Raw genomic sequence first — 2,713 nt, forward strand, 5'->3', positions numbered from 1 at the left:
TCCCGACCCCGATCCCCGGCACGGCTGCGGCTGCGGCTGCGGCTGCGGAATAATCAGGGAAGTATTGTATTGCCCGGCCCGAATTTACTTGGGAAAGGCGTCACGGATTATTGAGCGAGACAACACTCGTCATGGCTTACGAACGTCATGGATACCGAATTCACGCAATGGCGCTCATTCTTCGCGGTGAGCATTTCGCCTTGAAACACATGCCCCAGGTGGCCACCGCACGCAGCGCAAAGGATTTCAGTGCGCCTGCCGTCAACATCCACCTCGCGCCGCACGGCTCCGGCAATCTCATCGTCAAAGCTCGGCCAACCGCAGTGGGAAGGGAATTTGTCCTCAGACCGATACAACGGCGCCTCGCAGCGCCGGCACAGGTACAGCCCGGCGCCAAAGAACTCGTCGTACTCGCCAGTGAACGGGCGTTCAGTACCCTTCTCGACAATCACCCGGTGTTCCTCTGCGTTCAGCGTTTTCCAATTGTCACTCATACAAACCGCTTCCCGTGTGTGAATGGCTAGCACCTTACCGCTGGGTTTATGCTCAGGTAAAGCCTGCATGCCCAGCCGAGCCCACTAGCCCTTGGACGGCAGCGCCAGCCTGCATTATCGGGCGCCAACGTAAAACACCCCGATCAATCCTGAGCGGGGTGTTGTTGGTGTTCGTGTGGGCAGAGATTTGGCCACAAAAAAAGCCCCGCTAACGTGCGGAGCTTTTAATGAAACGGATGAAAGAATTTGGTCGGGACGGCAGGATTTGAACCTACGACCACCACACCCCCAGTGTGGTGCGCTACCAGACTGCGCTACGCCCCGAGAAGAGTGCCTTACTCGGCGAGGGCGGCATTATACTCAATACCGCCTGAGAGACAAATACTATTTGGCCGGCTTGAGAACCCGCAGGACTTCTTCGAGGTCTTCGATGGTTTCTTTGATGACCGCCTGCAGTTCTACCGGGGTCATGCTGTCGCCATCGTCGGTCATGCGCTGGCGGGCGCCGCCGATGGTGTAGCCCTGCTCGTAGAGCAGGCTGCGGATCTGGCGGATGGTGAGAACGTCGTCGCGCTGGTAGTAGCGGCGATTGCCGCGGCGCTTGACGGGCTTGAGCTGGGGGAACTCCTGTTCCCAGTAGCGCAGCACGTGGGGCTTCACCGCGCACAGCTCGCTCACTTCACCGATGGTGAAATAGCGCTTGCCGGGAATGGTGGGCAGTTCGTTATTGTGGGTCGGTTCCAGCATAAGCTTCCACTCGCGCCTTCAGTTTCTGCCCGGGGCGGAAGGTGACAACCCGCCGGGCAGAGATGGGGATTTCTTCACCGGTCTTGGGGTTGCGCCCCGGACGCTGGCTTTTGTCACGCAGGTCAAAGTTGCCAAAGCCAGACAGCTTCACCTGCTCGTTGCCCTCCAGACAGGCGCGTATCTCCTCGAAGAAGAGCTCCACAATCTCCTTGGCTTCCCGTTTGTTGAGCCCCAGCTCTTCAAACAGGCGTTCTGCCATTTCGGATTTGGTGAGCGCGGTCATGGGTCTGGTCGGTTCCTGAGCTCGATTTGATATTTTTCCAGCGAATCAACAACTTGAATCACTGCCAGGTTCTCAACATCACCGCTAAGATTGCGCGATCAATTCTGGATTGTCAAACCTATGGCGCACTTTTTCTTTAGGGATCAATACCTTTGCCAGCATTAACATCAAATAACGTTAACTGAGGCACTTAACCCACTGGCGCGGCTGGCACTCCGCCCATCGCAGGCGCGAAACGGCATTAAGTAGGCTAAATTGCCGTTGACGATGCCACTGGCCGCCTTATACTGACAGGGCTTGCATGTTCTTCATCTATCTTATGCATTCCCGTCCGAAGTCTCGCTGACTGTACCTGCGCTGTTACCTCGCCAGCTATTCATAAGTAATTGTAATAACTCAAGCTCAACCGCCTCTTTGAGGCACTTATACAACGAAACACTCAGGACATTACTTATGGCGACCAGCACTGGCACCGTTAAATGGTTCAACGAAACCAAAGGCTTTGGCTTTATCGAGCAGGACTCCGGCCCCGACGTATTTGCGCACTTCAGCGCGATCAGCGGCTCCGGCTTTAAAACCCTGGTAGAAGGCCAGAAGGTTGAGTTCAACGTCACTCAGGGCCAGAAGGGCCCGCAGGCCGAGAACATCGTCGTTATCTGATAACGGCCACGCGCGCCCGGGTACAGCGGGCGCGCATCTTCGCGGACAGCCCCGTCCCGACGCTGCCTGAGGGCAGCACCCTCGACGCTCCACAGGTGGAGCACCATTCATGTGTCGACCTTTGTGCCCACTGGCGCTCACGGCACTTTCAATCAGGAGCACGCTATGTCTCTGCTAATTGGCGACAATGCCGTTGTCAGCATTCACTACACACTGTCCGACGCCGAGGGCAATCAACTCGATAGCTCACAGGGCTCTGACCCGCTGGTTTACCTGCACGGTGCGGGCAACCTCATCCCGGGACTGGAAAGCGCCCTGCAGGGTAAAGTAACCGGCGATCAGCTGAATGTGGTTGTTGCCCCGGCCGATGGCTACGGCGAGCCGGTGCCGCAACTGGTTCAGAGAAGTGGACCCCGTAAATTGGACAGCACGATAAGTGCATTCCCGGGCTATGCCGCCAGTTTGGCGGCGGGTTGATAGTACACGCTGTCCGGTGTCCGCCGGTCAAGTGCCTGGTGCCGTCGCTCGC

The 2,713-nt window shown here is 57.3% G+C and carries 5 protein-coding genes and 1 tRNA gene; 2 read left to right on the plus strand and 4 right to left on the minus strand.

The features are described from left to right. Positions 1 to 107: 107 nt before the first annotated feature. The 4 genes from DDZ17_RS22135 to ihfA form a co-directional block, all read right to left on the minus strand. On the minus strand, positions 108 to 494 hold the full coding sequence (locus DDZ17_RS22135) for a methionine-R-sulfoxide reductase (protein WP_116369209.1): 387 nt from the start codon (positions 492 to 494) through the stop codon (positions 108 to 110). A gap of 247 nt (positions 495 to 741) precedes the next feature. Beyond that, a tRNA-Pro gene (locus DDZ17_RS22140) sits at positions 742 to 818 on the minus strand. A gap of 60 nt (positions 819 to 878) precedes the next feature. Further along, positions 879 to 1,241, minus strand: a complete 363-nt coding sequence (locus DDZ17_RS22145) for a MerR family transcriptional regulator (protein ID WP_116369210.1) — start codon at positions 1,239 to 1,241, stop codon at positions 879 to 881. Next, positions 1,219 to 1,524: an integration host factor subunit alpha gene (gene ihfA / locus DDZ17_RS22150; protein ID WP_116369211.1), complete on the minus strand. Its 306-nt coding sequence runs from the start codon at positions 1,522 to 1,524 to the stop codon at positions 1,219 to 1,221. Before ihfA ends, DDZ17_RS22145 begins: the two co-directional genes overlap by 23 nt. 453 nt (positions 1,525 to 1,977) lie before the next feature. Between ihfA and DDZ17_RS22155 the strand changes: the two genes are divergently transcribed. After that, positions 1,978 to 2,184 carry a cold-shock protein gene (locus DDZ17_RS22155; RefSeq protein ID WP_116369212.1) on the plus strand — a complete coding sequence of 69 codons (207 nt, stop codon included), beginning with the start codon at positions 1,978 to 1,980 and terminating at the stop codon, positions 2,182 to 2,184. A gap of 165 nt (positions 2,185 to 2,349) precedes the next feature. Then, positions 2,350 to 2,661, plus strand: a complete 312-nt coding sequence (locus DDZ17_RS22160; protein WP_206613632.1) for an FKBP-type peptidyl-prolyl cis-trans isomerase — start codon at positions 2,350 to 2,352, stop codon at positions 2,659 to 2,661. The last annotated feature ends 52 nt before the right edge of the window (positions 2,662 to 2,713 follow it).

This window comes from Parahaliea mediterranea (assembly GCF_003402235.1).
Taxonomy (GTDB): domain Bacteria; phylum Pseudomonadota; class Gammaproteobacteria; order Pseudomonadales; family Halieaceae; genus Parahaliea; species Parahaliea mediterranea.